This is a genomic window from Sphingobacteriaceae bacterium GW460-11-11-14-LB5, assembly GCA_002151545.1.
Classification (GTDB): Bacteria; Bacteroidota; Bacteroidia; order Sphingobacteriales; family Sphingobacteriaceae; genus Pedobacter.
Genome location: CP021237.1, coordinates 2,839,538 through 2,856,223, shown reverse-complemented (window position 1 = coordinate 2,856,223; position 16,686 = coordinate 2,839,538). Strand labels below are relative to the sequence as shown.

The following is a 16,686-nucleotide window of genomic DNA, read 5'->3' as shown; positions in this document are numbered from 1 at the left end:
TCTGATATTATTTAACCCCATCTAGGTATTTCCAGTTTAAATGTTTGCATAAGCCTTGTAAATCTGGATATATTGTTCTATTGTTGACACCATATCGGGATAGTTTTCTCATTATCTGTGGTTTTGATTCAGCTGAAATTATTATTTGGCTAACACCATCTTTATGTTCAGTATTAGTTTCAAGTTTGACAAATCGACTATGCTTCTTTGAGTAAGCATGAACTGTAAACCAACCAGACTGCGCAACTATTCTTTCATTATTGAGTGTTGGACGTAGAATCTTGGTCTTAGAAATCGAAAAAGGACAACTTTTACTTGTTATATCTACTAAAGCACTTTCTTCAGCTTGAAAGATGTACACATAAGAATCTTGTTTCGCATAGTATTCACTTCTGCATGCAAACCACAAGGCAACTAAAGGATTGCTTGACCAATCTAGAAGTCTTGTCTTCATTTCATAATGCTGCGCAATAACTAACAAATCCCATTCATTATGGTCTTTATTTAACATCATAGGTGATCTTCTTCGAAGATCATTTATCATATCAAACTCTTTTTTCGATGAGTCAAATGTTGGATTGTCTCTACAGACTGATGGCAGTAAGGGTTTGTTATCAGACTGGCCTCGGTAGAGATTATAGGCCTTTCCTTTTTGGCAAACCTTATCAATTTCAATAAGGTAGTCCTCAAATGAGTTAATTTTTATAGAGGTCATTATAATTTAGTGAAAACAAAGATATAAGAATCGAGGAAGATTATAAGGTTGACAATCAGTAGGTCTGCACGTTCTTATTTTGAAGGGGTTAATAAAAACAGATATGATAAGAAAATGTGCAGCCTTAATAATGGACTTTACTCATCAATCCATTGACTAACATCGTCCACTGGCTGTGGCAATCTTCCTTCTAACCATTTCATTAATGTACCTGGTTTAAAGTCTTTATCATCATTTTCTATTACCCATGATAGATAATCTGTTGGCCCACCGTTCAAGTACGGTGCAGGTGATACTGGATAGAATTTACTTGGAAGCCTTTCATTTATAGAAAGATAATTAATTACACAACTAAGTTCTTGAACAGCATGCCAAGCAAGGTTATGGTGTATATCTATTGAAAACTTAACCCACCAATTGCCTTCATCATCTGAGCCAAATGAAATTGGTGTCTGAACAGATGGTATGCGGGTTAGGTAATCAATTAAGGTTTTGAATGCTCTATCATCCATTGAGTGTTGTAGTTGTTAGTAGCTAATGCGTGTAAAAAGTTAATGTTTGGTCAAAGATTTTTATGAACTATGCTATTGCCACCCTAGTATACATTGTGGATTAATTGGTGTTTTGACAAGGCTGGTTTCAACAAAGTCTGTCTCAATAATAACATTGCTACAGCTTTGCCCTTCGTATTCATTTCCGGCTATATGGTTGCAATTAAGATAGCTAGAACTACAAATAGAACATAGTGTGCGACTTGCCATACCTGTAACACTAGCACCATTTAGCCGATTTTGAGCAATTCTTCTTTTAACTAATTTATCTGTTATATAACCCTCGGATGCTAAACCGCGTTCATCCTCCCATAATCTACACCAACCAACGATTTTAGGCTTATGCTCCAAATATATAGGTGTCGGAAATTTTATGTTCGGGGGAATTGTGTTAAAACAACGGTCAAACCCGTCTTTAAGCTCTTTTCTTATGGTGGTTATTCGTTGTTTATTTCCTACTGGTTGTTCTAAACCTAGATAGTTATATGAAATAGATGAACCATCTGTTTGTATATTCAGATTATGAGAGGGCTGCTTATCATTCCAATCTAAGAGTTTCTGAACTTGGTTAGTTATCAGGTTTGTTATAACTGTGATTGGTATATTAAATAACAGAAGATTTACCGGGTCGGCAAACCATTCTCTGAGGCCTTTGCTATAAAGGTAATAAACAGGAAGACCATTATCTGGTTCTATCACTACCTTATAACCTTCAGCCCTCAAGGTTTTAGCAAGCATCAGAGCATCTCTAGTGATAACCCTTCTATTGGGAAATCTAGACTCATAGGGATTAAAAGATTCTATTCGTACCTCCATTAAATCATCATTTGCAGCTGCGCCCATATTACTTAGAATCTCTTACGCCAATAGCTGAAACTTTGTCTTCAGGCAATGCATTGTAAAGATCCCCGACTTGCTTAGGAAGTGATATCATGTATTGTACAACGATATTAGTTAGTTCGAATAAGCTACCTACAACCTTGGGATCATCTGTGTCAATCTGCCCCGGATGTACTGCCTCGTTACCGGTTACTCTTACAATATCCAGTGATTGTTGAACAATAATAGGCAGTCCCTTTGCAACTAGGTGCTTAATGTCAGAATTGATATTTGTTCCTGATTCTCCGAGCTCCTTGCAAAGGATCTGAATACCTAACCTTAATAAGGCAGCGGCTCCTCTTGGCGATTTTTGGTATATAGAAGCTGCCTCAAGGTAAATCTGTTTGACGTTTTCTGGCATGTCTTCGTTTGCAGTAGGAGCATTGCCATTGTCTGGATAATACATTCTGTCAATAATCCACAGTGTGTTTTTATAACAGTGTGCACAGGTGCCCACACGAATGTGATTTGAGGATTCGTTAGCATATATACCATCAGCCCATGATCTCGTCCACCAAGTTTGCTGTGCAATAGCTGAACAATTAGGACATGTAAATGACTTCGCGAAAACTTTAGGTTCAATATACTTCATATGAGATTAATTAAGAATAGTAAATATATAAATCCAACTTGATATGGGCGAATAGACGTTATGAATGTTTCGACGGTCGTTGAAATAGCTTGGAAGAAGCAGTATACATCTATTTTGTGTAATTGTATTCGGATTCTATTTCACTTTGATTACTTCCCCAACCATCGTTTTATTATTGAAGTTGGCAGTGGTTTTCATTGTATAACCGTTTTCATAGGTTTTAGTAATTCTAACAGTTATTAAAGCATTCCTAGGAATTTGAGGATACTTAAGGAACGCGCTTGCATCGGGTTTGAGTGTATAAGTACAGTCATCTATCCATTGAATTTTAAAAGTTATTGGCTTAGTAGCGTTATTGAAATACTCAAGCTGATAGTTTTTATACCGTTTAATTGTTGTGGGAATACCTCGTGTAACCATCTTAAATACACCCTCTCTCATTTTTCTACAATTGACAGACTGTGCACTTGCAAAATTAAATAGTATAAGAAATACGAAACTAGGAATGAGAGTCTTTGAGTTTAACATATATAAAGGCGTTAATATTATCTCAAATATAGATATTGCAGTTGGCATTTAAATAGCTCACCGCCCGCGAACTGAGATGATGTGTGAGAATTACTCGCTGTGGAATAACGGGATTCGATTTATGTTTTAACACAAGCACAATACATTATTTCGATTGCAAAGGTGAGCTGAAAAGTGGAACCTGACTATCTTTTCCAGAATATAGCGAAGCAAATCCTAAACATTTGTCTGATTTTTCATAAAACCTGGGATTCAATTAATTATTTTAGCTGTACAAAGCATCACACTACAAAGTGGGCTTAGCTATGAAGCGTGCAATTGGGCTAAGCAACAACATCAATTAAAAATAAAAACCATGAGAGCAATTAATCCCTGGATCAACTTCAATGGAAATGCGGAAGAAGCATTCACCTTTTACCAATCCGTTTTTGGCGGCGAGTTTACAAAAATCACCCGTTTTAAAGACTTATCAGGTCCCGATTTTCAGGTAGCCGAAGAGGAGGCAAATAAAATCATGTACATCGGCTTGCCGCTTGGCCAAAACAATGTATTAATAGGCAACGATGTTCCTGCATTTATGGGGCGGGTAAGCGAAAATGAAAACCGGTCTAAAATACACGTGAATGCCGAAAGCCGCGAAGAAGCCGATCAAATCTTTAAGGGATTGTCGGCAGGAGGGGAAGTGGAAGGGCCAATTGACGATAGTCCATGGGGCACCTATGCCGGCATGTTCAGGGATAAATATGGCATTGAATGGGTGGTAGAGTTTGATCCAAATTAAAAACCCAGGCCTAGCTGTAAACCTGTTGAAAGTGCGGCAGGGAGGTTGTTCCCAAATCTCACCGGGAAAGGTATGGCCAGGTATACACTCGCGTTTTTTCCTTTTTTGATCACCTGGTTCAACACCGGTGTAAAGCCGTAACGGCCGCTGGTTTCAAATGCTACACGACCGATAAAAGTAAAGCCGTGTTTGAACCGGAACATCGCCCCCGGATGAAACAAGACTGAACTTACTTTCGAAATGTGTTGTTCGGTGCGGATACTGGGTGCAATTTCGAAACTGATCCCGAATTTGTCGTTCTTTAAAATGTTTATTCCAAACGGAAAGGCGAGCGTGTATACCTCCGAAAAGTTATCATGAAATCCATTTTTGTCCCAGGATCCGATGGGGTGGAGCAAGCTGAAATAACCGGTTACTTTTGGATAGACTGGGCTTTGAACGGTTTGTTGCGCTGTTGCGGGCAAACTTAGTGTAGCAGCGAAAACCAGTGAAAATGCACAGTGCAGGATCATTGATCTGGTAAAAGTTTTATGCATCATTGAAAGCTAAATGAATTTAATGAGTAGTCCGATAATGGCCGCTATACCAATGATATAAGGCTCCTGTAATTTTTTGATGTAGAGGAGTGCCAGTATAGTGGCTACGGCGATCAATGCGGTTGGAATATCTTTTATTGAGCGCATGCCGATCACCATGACCGAACCCACCAGGGCGCCAATTACAGCGGCGGTAATTCCTTCTACGAATGTTTTCACGCTGTTGTTTTTTGCAATCTTTTTGAAAGAAGGGGCTAAAGCTACTGTAAAGATGTAACAGGGTAGAAAAGTAGCAAGTGCTGCAACGCAGCCCCCCGGAAAACCTGCCACAAGATAACCGATAAAGCCGACCGTAATCACTACCGGTCCGGGGGTGATCATGGCAACTGCAACCGAATCTACAAACTGTGCCTCGGTGAGCCAGCCAAATTCCTTTACTACACCACCATGCAGGAAAGGTACAATGGCCAGTCCGCTGCCAAATACAAAGGCGCCCGCCTTCGCGAAAAACCAGCCGATCTCTTGTAAGGTTTTGCTGTCATAGTTCCAGAAACCAGTACTAAATAAGATTCCGACAGGGAGATGGGAAGGTTTTTTAATCCATTGTGGTGGGGCTTTAATCAGCATGTACAGGATGCCACAGCCTAGAAAAAGTAAAACTTCCTCTTTTTCGGTAATCACGGTGATCACGATTCCGATGATATAGAACAGCCATAAAAGCCATTTGGATTTAATGGCAGCTGGTTCGAATTTGCTGATTGATTTGATGGTTAGTTTATAAGCACTGATGGTGATGATGCCGATTACGGCAGCACCTACACCATAAAATACCGCTTGCATCCAGGCCAGTCCGCCATAAAGCTGGTAAGCCATACCAAGCAAAACCACCATGATGAAGGATGGCAATACAAAGGCTAATCCGGTTAGCGTAGCGCCAATTAAACCATAGTGTACAAAGCCAATATAAATGCCTAGTTGCGCGGCCAGCGGTCCCGGTGCCAGCTGGGCAAGTGCCAGTCCCTCTTTGTATTCTTCCTCTGTGAGCCAGCCTTTCTGCACCACCAGATCGCGCTGCATATAACCAACCAGCGCAACCGGACCACCAAATCCCCAGGTGCCCAGTTTCAGGAAATATTTTGTGATTTCGGCTAGTGAGTATAGTGGTTTGACTTTATCTGTTTGTTCTTTCATCAGGCAAATTGTATTTCATTACAATATTGCTGATTCGCAAAACCTTATAATTGTACAGATTTAACTATTTGTATCCGTTTTACCTTTTTGGTGTTTTTTCCTGTAAAATGATGGATTTTCCCCGGTCTGCTTTTTAAAAATCCGGTTAAAGTGGCTCTGGTCTGAAAAACCTGTGAGGTAGGCAATTTCGGTTAAGGAGTAAGAGGTGCTTTCTATTAAGAGCATGGCCTTTTCAATCCGCATCTTCCGTATATAATCTCCAAAAGACAAGTTATCAAAATATTTGGAAAATTCCCTTGATAAATAGGCCGGGTTAATCTCCAGTTCATCCGAAGCTTGCTGAAGGCTCAATGACATATTGGTATCCATCTGGTCCTGTATCATTTCCCGTAATTCATTTGCCCAGGCCGGCGCTTTCTTTCCTTTATTTTCCCGAAGGTATCTGGTATAAATCTCCAGTAACATTTGTTCAACTGGTCCCGCCTGTGTATGCTTTTTGTGGTAAAGGTGTTTTGCCCAGCTGTACAGGCCATCATAAATCTGTATACCCAGTGCCAATAATTCCTGGTCGTTTGAACTGTGGTAGGCTAATCCCGAAAATACAGCTTCGAGGCCGGCTGCCTGTGGAGCAAAGTCATGGCGATCGGTATCTGCCCCACGCACGATGGCCGCTATGCGATTAAGCGCTGTATCTTTTAGCTGGTGTTTTTTGATGAAATAATCGAAAGTGCACTGATCGTCGTAATGCGTATATTCAACATCTGGCATGTCGAATGGTGTGGCTCCTAAGGCTTCAGCCTTCATCATCACCTGATCTGAAGGTACATAAATAATTTCTGCATCAGGATCGATAAAACGCCTGATCAGCCATGGGCAGGCAATCCGGTCAATTTTCGGGTGTTCACGGGTGATCCATTTTGTCATTGGTATTTGGCCTATAAGCAAAGTTAACGATCGTAGCTGATTTTAATGTTAATAAACTGCTGTTCAGTGAGTCGAAATTTTATAATAACAAGATAAACGTTTGGTGAGTGGCTGAAATTAATTTTGATCTTAATGCAATTCTTATAAATTTGTGCTTACCAAATAAACAATTAAGGCCTAAACTTCCCGGAAATCCCATTTAATTTGCATAGCTCTACCAAGAGAAAATTACAAATTATCGTAACTTCCGGATATTAAAATACAAAGCATGTTCAGTAGAAAGAGTGAGGGTGTTATGGAGATGTTGCCGCCGGAACAGCTATTTAAAAAGCTTTATCCCCGACTCTGTGATTTTGCCTGTTATCTTTTGAAAGATAAGGAACTGGCAGAAGATATGGTTCAGGATGCTTTTATGGTTTATCTGGAGCAGCGGGAAAACGTTTCTACAAATTTCAATGCGGTAAAATCATTTTTATATACAGCAATAAAAAATGCCTGCTTAAATAAGATCCGGCACAACAATGTGGTTGATCTTTACAACAAGAAAAATCCGCTTAATATTTACACTGATCCTGAAATACTGGAAGGCATCATCCATGCGGAAGTAATTGCAGAAATTTATGATAAAATTAATGCCCTGCCTCCGGGATGTGCCATGGTAATCAGGTATGGCTATTTGGAAGGATTGAGCAACAGTGAAATTGCTGACCGGATGAATATTAGCATCAACACGGTTAAAAGTCAAAAAAAGAGAGCCCTTGTTTTACTGAAAATGCATCTTGGAAAAGCAGCTATGGCACTTTTCACGGTGATGTATCTAAATAATTAATTTTTTTTAAAATATTTTCCATCCTTTTTTAAGCTTCAGGTTTCTTAGTGATATAACCAGTATAAAACTATGAATGAAGAGGCTTTCGAATTAGCAGAATTAATTTCTGGATATCTGCTTTGTACTTTAACCAAAGAACAGGAGCAAAGGTTAATGTTTCTTTTGGAAGAAGATAAAGAAAGGTATAAACTTTTGGAAGCCTTCAGAACGGCTGGCCCAATAGAACCAAGGTTAGCCAACATGAATAACCTTGATGTTGATCAGGCCTGGCTCAAATTAGATAAGCGTTTTCATTCGAATAAAGTACCACATCAAAACCGATATTCCTTTTTCAAATATGCAGCCATTTTCCTGGCTATTGTGGGTGCTTTCCTTTTGTATTTTAACATCAATCAATCAGATCCCCGTATTGTGCCTGATCTGACCAAAACCTATAAAAATGATGTTTTACCAGGCACACAAACTGCTAAACTTATTCTTTCAGACGGAACAGAAATAGCCCTGGATAAAGAGAAACAGTCGATTACGGATGAAAACGGACTCACTATTATCAGCAAAAATGGTGAAATCAGTTATGAACCCTTGGCAACAACAGCATCTTTAACAAGCCGGTATAATACCTTAGTGGTACCGAAAGCAGGAACGTATACCGTAACCTTACCAGATGGTTCAAAAGTTATGCTAAATGCCATGTCGCAGCTTAAATTCCCAGTAAGTTTTACAGAAAAAGAAAGAAAGGTCGAGTTAAAGGGTGAAGCTTATTTTGAAGTAGCAAAAGATGCAGCACACCCTTTTAAAGTGAAACTCGACGAATCAGAAGTGGAGGTTTTAGGTACCCATTTTAACATTTCATCATATGATCAGGCGGCAAAAACTACCCTTTTAGAAGGTTCAGTTAAAGTTAGTAACGGTAAAAGCTCAGGCATTCTGGTTCCGGGAAAACAAGCATTGGCTGATTTAACAAGCCTAACCGTTTCCAAAGGCAATACAGAAAAAGCAGTAGCCTGGTGTAAGGATGATTTTTATTTCAGCAATGATGAAATTGGTCCTGCTTTAACCGAAATCAGCCGGTGGTATGATTTAAAACTTGTTTATAAAAAAACATTGCCAAACATCCACATCAGCGGACACATCAGCAGGAAAGCAAAACTTAGCGAAGTGGTCAATATGCTTAAGGAGGTAAGTGATCTGTCGTTTAGTATCGAAAATAGAAATTTAATAATCAATTAATTAACCAAATATCCATCAACTAACCAAGCAAATATGATTTAAACAGACCAGTGAAAATTGGCCGAAAAATGAATACCGGAAGTGTACCACCACTCCCGGTAAGTAATTCAGGCTCAAAAAAACAGTATAAAAACCGAACTTATTTCTATCACCTAAATCAAACGAAAGTATGAATTTCTTTTGTCACGGACAAAATATTGCCAATCGGGAAGCAATTCCGAGTATACCAATAGTTTTCAAAATTATGAAACTTGTGATCCTTTTAACCTTTGTGCTCCAATTGGGGGTATTCGCCAATAGTAAAGCGCAACAGGTTAATATTTCTGTAAAAAATCTCCCACTCAAAGAAGTTTTTACTGAATTGAACAAACAAACCAAATACCGCTTTTTGTATAAAGAAGAAAGTATTCAAAAAGTAGCTCCTGTTACCTTTAATATCAGTAATGCCGACATAAATGTTGCGCTTACCAGGGCCCTGAAAAATTCGGGATTAGGTTTTAATATCCATGGAGAAACCATTACCATTATCGAGTTGAGAACCAAAGCTACCGAAGTAACGGTAGAAGTAAGAGGTACGGTAAAAGATTCATTGGGAATGCCTCTTCCCGGTGTAACGGTACAGGTTAAAGGCAAACCCAATTTAGGCGCTGCGACCGATCTGGATGGAGAATTTAAAATAAAAAATGTTCCTGAAGGATCGATACTGGAATTTCGTTTGGTGGGATTTGTTACCAAAGAAGTTCCTTTGAATGGGAAAACTATCGTAAATGTTATTTTAAAGCAGGATAATTCGAACCTTAACGATGTTGTGGTGGTTGGCTTTGGTAAACAGAAAAAATCAAGCATAGTGAGTTCGGTTTCTTCTGTGAAGGGCGAAGCTTTACGTTTCCCGACCAGGAGTTTAACCAATGCCATTGCAGGTCAGGTTCCGGGTATCATTGCTATTCAGCGATCGGGCGAACCCGGCTATGATAATGCCGAATTCTGGATCCGTGGTGTCAGCTCCTTTGCCGGCGGTACCAACCCGTTAATTTTAGTCGATGGTATACCAAGGGCCATGAGCGATATTGAGCCAGATGAAATTGAAACTTTCAACGTGCTTAAAGATGCCGCTGCAACTGCGGTTTATGGTGCAGAAGGAGCGAATGGCGTAATTTTAATTACCTCGAAAAGGGGAATTGTGCAAAAAACTAAAATTACCTACCGCGGAGAGTATAGTCAAAATGAACCCACGAAGCTGCCAGAATTTATGGACTCTTACGATTATCTTTTTGCCTACAATGAAGCCTTGCGTAATGAAGATAGTCCGGTTTTTAAAACGGATGCACAGTTAGCCTTATATAAAAACGGATCCGATCGGGATTTATATCCCAATACTAAGTTTTTAGATGAAATGCTCCGCAATACCAGTTACAACACCAGGCATACGCTAAATTTTAGAGGCGGAGGCGATGTGGCGAAATTCTTCGTTTCTGGTGCTTATTACCAGGAAAATGGCATTTTTAAATCCAATCCCAATAATATCTACGATAATAACCTGGGTTTAAAACGTTATAATTTACGCAGCAATATCGATCTAAATGTAACCAAAACCACCATCCTGGGCGTAGATTTAAGCGGTCAGTATCTTTTAACCAATTACCCCGGTACCGGTACTGCGACTATTTTTTCCAGAATGATGGGCGTACCGGGATACCTTTTTCCAACCATATATTCTGATGGAACAATAGCTGGCCATCCAGGTATTCCAAGTTCGAACAGGGTGAATCCATATAACTTATTAATGGAATCGGGTTATGCAAAAGAATGGAGAACCACCTTACAATCAAAATTATCATTAGACCAAAAGTTAGATTTTATCACCAAAGGATTGAGTTTTAGAGGCGTGGTTAGTTTTGATGCTACCATGAATTACCTCATGAACAGGCTAAAATCGCCTAAACAGTTTTATGCATCCTCCAGAGATGCCAATGGTAAACTGATATTTGCTCAGGTTGGGAATGCGGAAACCGCCCTGGGTGAGCCTGTAGAATCAAGCAATGGCCAAAAAAACATCTATTTAGAGAGTTCATTAAATTATAACAGGGTTTTTGCCAACGACCATACCGTTGGGGCCATGCTGTTAACTTATCAGAAAGAAGCACAGCAACAAGGCGAAGCTTTAGCTTTTAAAAAGCAGGCCTATGTGGGGAGGATAACCTATAATTATGCCAACCGTTATTCCATAGAAGGGAATTTTGGTATTACCGGAAGTGAAGCTTTTTCACCGGAAAACCGCTTTGGTTTTTTTCCGGCAGTAGGTGGGGCATGGTTTGCCAGTAATGAGCCTTTTTATCCTGAAGCTTTAAAAAATATCGTATCCTCCTTAAAGTTTAGGGCCTCTGTAGGTAAAACAGGTAATGACAATACAGGTGGCGCAAGATTTCTTTATAGAGGAACCTATACAACTGGGACCACCGGTTATCCCATCGGTATTGGCGGTACAGGTTCTTTAAATTCCCTGACAAGTATTATTGAAGGTCGTTTTGAGGCACCAGATTTAACCTGGGAAATTGAAAATAAAAAGAATTATGGCGTTGATATGGAATTGTTCAGGGGAGCGGTTGATATATCTGTTGATTATTTCAATAACATCCGTTCGAGTATTTTATTACAGCGCAGAACGGTTTCGGGAGTAACTGGTTTCAGGCAGTCGCCATGGCAAAACTTTGGTTCGGTATCAAACAAAGGAATGGACGGGTCGATCAATATCAGACAGAACATTGGTCAGGTAAAATTAACGGCCCGAGGTAATTTAACCATTGCTAAAAATAAAATACTGGAAATTGATGAGCTCGCTCAACCTTATCCCTGGATGAACCAAACCGGTACCAGCATTGGCCAATGGAATTTGTATACAGCCGATGGATTATACGCCGATAATGATTTTACACTCACTACCGATGCCGCTGGTAAAAGAACTTACACTTTAAAAAATGGTCTTCCTGTAAGCACCTTAGGTGGAGCCGTAAGACCAGGAGATATTAAGTACAAGGATTTAAATGGCGATGGCAAGATCGATAACTTCGACAGAAGTTATTATGCGGGCGGGGATCCGGCTAATCCTGGAGTAGTATATGGTTTCGGACTTAATGCCGAGTTCAAAGGTTTTTACGGCAGTATATTTTTCCAGGGGGTGGCAAAAACGTCAACTGTATTTGGCCAAAATGCAGCAGGTAACTTTTTTCCTTTTGCATTTGGTGTCGAAGAATCAAATTTAAGAACCGAAGCGTCTAACAGGTGGAGCGAATCCAATCCAAGTCAGGATGTGATGTTCCCAAGGTTACATTCCATCAGTTTTGCCAACAATCAGGTGGCCAGTACCTGGTGGTTGCGTGATGCCAGTTTTATCCGTTTAAAAAACATAGAACTGGGCTATCGTTTCCCTAAAAAAATGCTTCAGAAAATTGGGTTTGAAACCGGAAGAATCTATGTTATGGGGAATAATATTGCCGTTTGGGACAGCATTAAGATGTGGGATCCTGAACTTGGAAATGCCAACGAAGGGTTAAATTATCCAATACCACGTTCGTATACCATTGGGCTTGAGTTTAATTTATAGTGTTATAAAGTGAGAATCATGAAATCAAAATTATATAAAATCATATTGCTTTGCTGTTTTATCCTGAGCCTGGGATCATGCAGTAAAAATTATTTAAATGTATCCGACGAACTTGCGGGCCAGTTAACGCTGGATCAGATTTTTTCCAGTCCGGCCAATGCGCGTTCTTTTCACCGAAATATTTTTGCCGGTATTGGTACTTCTTCGGCAATGGTTTTTGGTTTGTCTACCGTTGCCGTTAGGGGGGTAGATAATCCTTGGCCGGCTTTTACTGATGAAAATAGAAATCAACAGGGCGCATTTAGGGTAGAACCTCCGGCAGGTTTTAATGCTTCAAACGCACCCTTTAGCCGCTGGGATCTATATCTGTATATCCGCCAGGCCAATGTATTTATGGCCAATGCCAAAATTATCCCAAGGGTAGGCGGAACATCTTCAGGCGGAACAGTAGCTGATGCCATTGAGGAACCTGAGTTTAAAAAATTAATGGCACAGGCACGTTTTTTAAGGGCCTATTATCATTACTTGTTGTTTGAACTTTACGGGCCGGTACCCATTATGGATAAAACGGTTAATCCTGATGATGCAGATTTGGATTTCGAACGCAATAGTGTAGATGAAGTAGTAAACTATATCACCAGAGAAATGGATGCCGTTGCGCCAGATTTGGATGAGTATATAACATTAACAGATATTAATAACCTGGGATTACCTACAAAAGGGGTTGCATTGGCTGTAAAGGCCAAAACACTTGTACTGGCAGCAAGCCCATTGTATAACGGCGGTTTTACCGAAGGTTTAGCCTTAACCAATAAAGATGGTAAGCGATTGTTTCCTGCAAAAGATGATTCGAAATGGCAGAAAGCAGTTAACGCATTACAGGATTTTATCAGTTTCTCGGTAGGGAAATACGATTTGTATAGAGAATATACTGCCGGGGTGCTGGATCCCGATAAATCTATTTACCAGTTGTTTCAGGCCATGAACTCAGAAGTAATCTGGGCGAGTGGTAACGAGGCTTATGGCAGTATTTCATCGGGCGATGGTACGGTACGTAGGGCTACTCCTAGAAGCCAGGGCGGATATGGAAATGTAGGTCCAACGCAGGAGTTGGTTGATGCTTTTTTTATGAAAAATGGTAAGTCTATTAACGATCCTGGGTCCGGTTATAGTGAAACTGGTTTTTCAACGGTTACGGAAGTGCCGGCGGGCAGATCGGAAGCCGGAACTTTTAATATGTATGTGAACCGAGAACCTCGTTTTTATGCATCTATTGTTTATCATGGTAAAAAATGGCCGGTAACCAATGCCCTGATTAAGTTTACGGTTGGCAATGGAAATGATATTGCTTCTAATTATTCGATTACCGGATATAATATGTACAAACGATTAAACAGGACAGTAAGCCAATCGGTTACCACCGCACCCAAATCATTTTATCACCCTTCATTTATATTCCGTTTGGCTGAGTTTTATTTGTTATATGCCGAAGCGCTAAATGAAGTAAATGCTGCTGATCCTAAAATTGCACAATATGTAGATTTGGTACGCGAAAGAGCCGGGATCCCTAAATGGAGCGTTAGTCATCCGGCTATTCTGGGCAATCAGTCCTTACAACGCGATGCCATCAGGGCCGAAAGTAGGGTAGAACTTTGTTTTGAAGGGCAACGTTATTTTGATGTGCGCAGATGGATGATTGCAGAGAAACCTTCTGGTCAGGGGGCTCAGGGCGGACCTTTTTATGGAATGAATGTAGGCGGCGCTACCGATGCTGATTTCCTAAAGCGTACCCAATATGAAACAAGGGTATTTACAAGGGCTTACTACTTATGGCCAATTCCATTAGCCGAAATCCAAAAGAGCAGAAAGCTTGTTCAAAATCCAGGCTGGTAATGGATATGGCTTGTTTTTAACATTTCTTTAAGCATACATAATAAGCGCTCGAAAGCAGTAGCCCTTGTTGGTTGCTGCTTTTTATATATTTTAGAACATTATTAAACACACAAACGATAAATAATCAAATGAAGAATACCCTCATTGTACTGTCCTTATTATTAACGGCCAAGGCTTATGGACAGCAAAAAAGTTATGTAAGCATCTCTAAAACAGATAATCAAAGCACCATAATAACTAAAGCAGCCAATGTTGTACCTTCTGCCAGGCAGTTGCGCTGGCAAGGTTTGGAGTTAACCGCCTTTTTTCATTTTGGCATCAATACCTTTACCGACCGCGAGTGGGGCGATGGGAAAGAAGACATCTCTAAATTCAATCCCGAATTGCTCGATGCAGAGCAATGGGTTAAAGCCATAAAGGCAGCAGGTTTTAAACAGGCCATCATTACCGCTAAACACCACGATGGTTTTTGTTTATGGCCAAGTAAGTTTACAGAGCACAGCATCAAAAATACACCTTACAAAAACGGCAAAGGCGATATCGTAAAAGAAGTTGCAGATGCCTGCAGAAAATATAATATTGGTTTTGGCGTGTATTTATCGCCATGGGACCGCAACAATCCTTCCTACGGATCGGATGCTTACAATACCTATTTTGTAAATCAGCTTACCGAATTATTGACCCAATATGGTAAGGTAGATGAGGTGTGGTTTGATGGCGCAAATGGTGAAGGACCGAACGGCAAAAAGCAGGTTTACGATTTTGATGCCTGGTACAGCCTGATTAGAAAGCTGCAACCCCAGGCGGTTATCGCTGTTCAGGGACCGGATGTACGCTGGGTAGGTACCGAAACTGGTGTTGGCCGCGAAACAGAATGGAGTGTTTTGCCAATGGCCGAACAAAGCCAGGAAAAGATTGCGGCTTTATCGCAGAAGGAAGTAAATGTAATCCCAACTTTATCGGGTTCTTACAAAGATCAGGACCGTGGGAGCAGGGCTAAACTAGCCAATGCGACAGGCTTGGTTTGGTACCCGGCAGAAACTGATGTCAGTATCCGTCCGGGATGGTTTTACCACAGCAACGAAGATGCAAAAGTAAAAACACCTAAACGTTTGATGGAGGTTTACTTTACATCGGTTGGAAGAAATGGTGTTTTGCTTTTAAATATCCCGCCTAATACTAAAGGATTGATCGCTGATCGCGATGTTCAAAACCTTGAGGCCTTTGGTCAGGAAATGAAAAAGACATTTTCAAACAATATCGCTAAATCGGCTGCCATCAATTCGATTTCATCAAAAGCAGTAAAAGCGATGTTCGATGGTAAACTGAATACTTATTTTACCCCCAATGATAAAGATACAACGGTAACCTTCGAGTTAAACTGGCCTGAAAAAGTGACCTTCAATGTACTTTCATTACAGGAAAATATTGCAGTAGGGCAGCGCATAGAAAAGTTTGCAGCAGCATACTTTGATGGTGCTGAATGGAAAGATTTTGCATCGGGAACCACTGTAGGTTATAAACGTTTATTAAAATTTGATGCGGTTACGGCGAAGAAAGTAAGATTTAAGATTTTATCGTCAAGATTGAACCCTACACTTGCCGAATTTGGACTGTATCTTTTGGATGAAAAAAAATAAACGCTAAAGCCCGGGTATTAGCCTGGCCGTAAAGCCCCTCTAACATTGTCGCATATTGCCACCGGCAAACCCGGATTTACATGCCATCTTTGTATAGTCGGGATTAATATGAAAAACCGATAAGCTGGTGGAGCAGCGACCACCCCAAAAAACGGGCGAAACCGAAAAGCCTAAAGAGTAGGAAATTAAAAAATGATTTTATGTCGAACAACAGCGTTTCATTGCACAGGGTTTTAAAAGCGTCGCCAGAAAAAATATACCGTGCATTCACCGAACCTCTGGCCATTGCTTCATGGTTACCTCCTTATGGTTTTCTTTGTACTGTTCACGAAATGACAGTCACACTAGGCGGTTCTTTTAAAATGTCGTTTCAAAATTTTTCCACCTCAAATAGTCATTCCTTCGGGGGGAAATATCTTGAAGTTACACCAAACGAATTTCTTAAGTATACCGATCAGTTTGATGATCCAAATCTGCCTGGTGAGATGATCACTTCCGTTTCGTTCAAAAAGACTCTAGTGGGTACTGAAATTAAAATTACACAAGAAGGGATTCCCGCTGTTATACCTGTAGAGATGTGTTACCTCGGTTGGCAGGAATCGCTCGAAAAGTTAGCCAAACTGGTGGAACCTGAAATACCGGATGCTTAATTAATTAAAGGAATTAATACCTAATCACTGGCCAACCCATGGCTTGAAAACCCCTGTAAGATTATCTTTCAGGGGGTTTTTTGTGTTTATAGCTGATATTAAGCGATTTTGCCAAATGATTAAGTCTTTTTGTAGAAGCGGGGCGA

The 16,686-nt window shown here is 40.2% G+C and carries 15 protein-coding genes; 7 read left to right on the top strand and 8 right to left on the bottom strand.

All coding sequences use genetic code 11. The features are described from left to right. Window positions 1-7 precede the first annotated feature (7 nt). The 5 genes from CA265_11510 to CA265_11490 form a co-directional block, all read right to left on the bottom strand. Window positions 8-715 carry a hypothetical protein gene (locus tag CA265_11510; protein ID ARS40244.1) on the bottom strand — a complete coding sequence of 236 codons (708 nt, stop codon included), beginning with the start codon at window positions 713-715 and terminating at the stop codon, window positions 8-10. A gap of 137 nt (window positions 716-852) precedes the next feature. Further along, window positions 853-1,227, bottom strand: a complete 375-nt coding sequence (locus CA265_11505) for a hypothetical protein (GenBank protein ID ARS40243.1) — start codon at window positions 1,225-1,227, stop codon at window positions 853-855. Window positions 1,228-1,299: 72 nt separating this feature from the next. Continuing rightward, window positions 1,300-2,109: a hypothetical protein gene (locus CA265_11500; GenBank protein ARS40242.1), complete on the bottom strand. Its 810-nt coding sequence runs from the start codon at window positions 2,107-2,109 to the stop codon at window positions 1,300-1,302. Window position 2,110: 1 nt separating this feature from the next. Beyond that, the gene (locus CA265_11495; GenBank protein ARS40241.1) at window positions 2,111-2,737 is read right to left on the bottom strand and encodes a hypothetical protein; all 627 of its coding nucleotides are present in this window, start codon (window positions 2,735-2,737) and stop codon (window positions 2,111-2,113) included. 135 nt (window positions 2,738-2,872) lie between these two features. Then, a complete protein-coding gene (locus tag CA265_11490) occupies window positions 2,873-3,265 on the bottom strand; it encodes a hypothetical protein (GenBank protein ARS40240.1) in 393 nt (130 codons plus the stop codon). Between the two features lie 355 nt (window positions 3,266-3,620). Here CA265_11490 and CA265_11485 point away from each other — a divergent pair, with 355 nt between their 5' ends. Next, window positions 3,621-4,046: a VOC family protein gene (locus CA265_11485; protein ID ARS40239.1), complete on the top strand. Its 426-nt coding sequence runs from the start codon at window positions 3,621-3,623 to the stop codon at window positions 4,044-4,046. Here the strand turns inward: CA265_11485 and CA265_11480 are convergent. The 3 genes from CA265_11480 to CA265_11470 are packed head-to-tail and all read right to left on the bottom strand — an operon-like array spanning window position 4,043 to window position 6,697. Continuing rightward, the gene (locus CA265_11480) at window positions 4,043-4,558 is read right to left on the bottom strand and encodes a hypothetical protein (GenBank protein ARS42967.1); all 516 of its coding nucleotides are present in this window, start codon (window positions 4,556-4,558) and stop codon (window positions 4,043-4,045) included. The two genes, CA265_11485 and CA265_11480, sit on opposite strands and share 4 nt — an antisense overlap. A 33-nt stretch (window positions 4,559-4,591) precedes the next feature. Next, a complete protein-coding gene (locus CA265_11475; GenBank protein ID ARS40238.1) occupies window positions 4,592-5,773 on the bottom strand; it encodes a chromate transporter in 1,182 nt (393 codons plus the stop codon). Between the two features lie 60 nt (window positions 5,774-5,833). Continuing rightward, window positions 5,834-6,697, bottom strand: a complete 864-nt coding sequence (locus CA265_11470) for an AraC family transcriptional regulator (protein ARS40237.1) — start codon at window positions 6,695-6,697, stop codon at window positions 5,834-5,836. 268 nt (window positions 6,698-6,965) lie between these two features. On the opposite strand from CA265_11470, the gene CA265_11465 reads away from it, so the two are divergent. The 6 genes from CA265_11465 to CA265_11440 all read left to right on the top strand — a co-directional run bounded on the left by CA265_11465 (window position 6,966) and on the right by CA265_11440 (window position 16,540). Beyond that, entirely contained in the window at window positions 6,966-7,526 is a 561-nt protein-coding gene (locus CA265_11465; protein ARS40236.1) for a hypothetical protein, read from the top strand. A 69-nt stretch (window positions 7,527-7,595) separates the two neighbouring features. Continuing rightward, window positions 7,596-8,756, top strand: a complete 1,161-nt coding sequence (locus tag CA265_11460) for a hypothetical protein (GenBank protein ID ARS40235.1) — start codon at window positions 7,596-7,598, stop codon at window positions 8,754-8,756. 169 nt (window positions 8,757-8,925) lie between these two features. Beyond that, window positions 8,926-12,357: a SusC/RagA family TonB-linked outer membrane protein gene (locus CA265_11455; protein ID ARS40234.1), complete on the top strand. Its 3,432-nt coding sequence runs from the start codon at window positions 8,926-8,928 to the stop codon at window positions 12,355-12,357. Between the two features lie 9 nt (window positions 12,358-12,366). Next, entirely contained in the window at window positions 12,367-14,250 is a 1,884-nt protein-coding gene (locus CA265_11450) for a hypothetical protein (GenBank protein ID ARS40233.1), read from the top strand. 128 nt (window positions 14,251-14,378) lie between these two features. After that, a complete protein-coding gene (locus tag CA265_11445; GenBank protein ID ARS40232.1) occupies window positions 14,379-15,890 on the top strand; it encodes an alpha-L-fucosidase in 1,512 nt (503 codons plus the stop codon). A 200-nt stretch (window positions 15,891-16,090) separates the two neighbouring features. Next, entirely contained in the window at window positions 16,091-16,540 is a 450-nt protein-coding gene (locus CA265_11440; protein ID ARS40231.1) for a polyketide cyclase, read from the top strand. Window positions 16,541-16,686 lie beyond the last annotated feature (146 nt).